The organism is Kaarinaea lacus (assembly GCF_975902315.1).
Genome location: NZ_CDLKIE010000387.1, coordinates 1 through 2,617, shown reverse-complemented (window position 1 = coordinate 2,617; position 2,617 = coordinate 1). Strand labels below are relative to the sequence as shown.

General features: G+C 46.2%; 2 protein-coding genes and 1 riboswitch. Both genes read right to left on the bottom strand.

The features are described 5' to 3' along the window. Positions 1-85: 85 nt before the first annotated feature. Positions 86-481, bottom strand: a complete 396-nt coding sequence (gene gcvH / locus ACWVCM_RS12410; protein ID WP_455202070.1) for a glycine cleavage system protein GcvH — start codon at positions 479-481, stop codon at positions 86-88. 43 nt (positions 482-524) lie between these two features. Next, entirely contained in the window at positions 525-1,610 is a 1,086-nt protein-coding gene (gene gcvT / locus ACWVCM_RS12405; protein ID WP_455202069.1) for a glycine cleavage system aminomethyltransferase GcvT, read from the bottom strand. Positions 1,611-1,714: 104 nt separating this feature from the next. Further along, a riboswitch (glycine riboswitch) is annotated at positions 1,715-1,861 on the bottom strand. Positions 1,862-2,617: the final 756 nt, after the last annotated feature.

Sequence of the window (2,617 nt, the reverse complement as noted above, 5' to 3'; positions counted from 1 at the left end):
TTGTACTTCTTCTTTAGTGTGCGGTATGAATGGCATGGTTCTGTATTTACTTCTTACTGATCATCAAAAGATTAGGTTAGGTTTATTAATGCGCTTCTTCTTCGGCCAGCTCTTTGTAAGCTTCGGCGTTAAGAAGGTCTTCAACTTCACCGGCATCATTGGGCTTCAATTTAAATAACCAGCCATCACCGTAAGGGTCCTGGTTAACCATTTCTGGTGCATCCACCAGGGCTTCATTGGTTTCAGTGATTTCCCCTGAAACCGGGCAATACACATCCGAAGCGGCTTTCACTGATTCAACAACGGCACAATCATCACCGGTGTTATATTCTGCGCCTACATCGGGTAGTTCAATAAACACCATGTCACCCAGCAAATTTTGCGCGTGATCACTAATGCCCACGGTTACCGTTCCATCGGCATCCTGTTTAACCCATTCGTGAGTTTTGGTGTAGTGAAGGTCATCTGGAATATTGCTCATATCATTATCCTCATGCGTTGTTATTCGGCATTTTATTTTTAATTTAATCTATACAAGATTTTCCAAAACGAACAAAGGGTGGTTTTACCACCCTGGCTTTTAACTTTTTATTGCGAATTTCGACTTCACATTCGTCGCCAGTTTGTGCGGGCACGCGGGCAAACGCGATGGAGCGATTCAGGGTTGGTGAAAAACTACCGCTGGTGGTTTCGCCTTCGCCGATGTTTTCCACGATCACTTTTTGGTGGCTGCGTAATACGCCGCGATCCTCCAGTACCAGGCCAACCAGTTTCTGTTCTACACCTGTTTCACGTTGTTTATCCAAAGTCGGCCGGCCGGTAAATTGCCGGTCACTGGGTTCCCAGGCTACTGTCCATGTCAGACCGGATTCCAGTGGTGTGGTGTTTTCATCCATGTCCTGACCATAAAGATTCATTCCTGCTTCCAGGCGCAAAGTATCGCGCGCGCCCAGGCCGATGGGCTTGACGTCATTCGCCAGGAGTTGATCCCACAGTGCAGGTGCGTCATTAGAGGGTAAAATAATTTCATAGCCGTCTTCGCCCGTATAACCCGTTCGAGCAATAAAAACCTCTTCGCATTGTGCTGCAAAAAATGGCTTGAGGTCCTGGGCGGCATCAATTTTGGCGCCAAAAACCTGGTGTACTTTATCGCGAGCGTTTGGGCCTTGCACCGCTAACATGGACAAATCACGACGTTCTTCAATCGTAATATCAAATGACTCAGCTTGATTTCGAATCCAGTCGAGGTCTTTGACACGGGTCGCCGCATTAACCACCATGCGATACCAGGCTTCATCCATGTAATAAGTGATCAGGTCATCGATAATGCCACCCTGTTCGTTGAGCATACAGCTGTACAGTGCTTTACCGGGTATGGTTAGTTTGCCGACATCATTGGCTAACAGGCGCTGCAAGAATACGCGGGTGTCATCACCTTTAAAGTCAATGACGGTCATGTGAGAAACATCGAATACGCCCGCATCATTGCGTACGCTATGGTGTTCTTCGAGTTGGGATCCGTAGTGAATGGGCATGTCCCAGCCAGCAAAATCGACCATTTTGCCACCGGCTGCGAGGTGTTTTTCGTAAAGGGCTGTTTTTTGTGTCATGGTTACCCGCCTGGTTTTGAGTTATCGTTTTGACTATTTGCTAATCAAATAAAGTCATTAAACAAAAAAGGACGGTAGAATTCGATTCCCTAAAAAAGGAATTCTACCGCCCCTCTGTCCTCGGCAACCTGAGAGTTAAGCACATGTGGTGTTATCTTCAGATTGACAGAAAGTAAATTCACCATTGCGCTGCCCCTTCGGTGGATCATTCTCGTCAGTGGCGAAAACGATCGCTCTCCAGAGTCAACCATTGTCTGTGGTTCTTTTGCCTGAGCGATTCCGGGCGAGTTGCGCCTTCGGCGACGGTTATACTGAGAAAGTGCCAGTGAACTGCGGCTCACCAATACTGGTACAAAGGCGAGTGATTAGTAAAATTAATCGATTATAAAAAATATTTGCAGTTTATGCCGGGTTTGGTTAGTTTAAACCCGTAACATCGGCAGCATTTATCATCAGTAGCCGCTCTCTCCCACAGCAATGTTGTCTGTGTTGAAGGGGGAACTATAGCGCGTGTTCGTGCCAAAACCAAGCCAGAACAAAGAGATATTTGCTGCGCCAGCGAGGCGACGCGATTTTGGCGTGATGCTAAGCACATAATCAAAAATATCTTATTGAAATGTAAAAACAAAATGCGTATGCTCTAAGTAGTTACGTACCGCGCAAGGAGTACTATTTCAAGTCTCCAGTCAATGCGCTTTGGGCAGTAATGGAGACGGGCCATTACTTTGTTTGAAATCCACAATTTTTCCTGGATGTTGGAAAGTGGTTTCTCCGAATGTGACTGATTTCTCAGGTAATCTCTTTGCTAGTGACGATAACTAGTTACTAGCCAAAACTAATTATTAGCCAGTAATTAAATATTAGTCAGAGAGTGTCGAGAAGAGTCTCGGAGCACGACATCCGAGGTGGGTAAATAATGAAAGTAATGCGTGGTATGTTTCCGGGGAACCCAATGAGGTTCCAAGTTCTATTTCTTGCAGCCGTGTTGCTGCTGGCAGGCTGTGGTG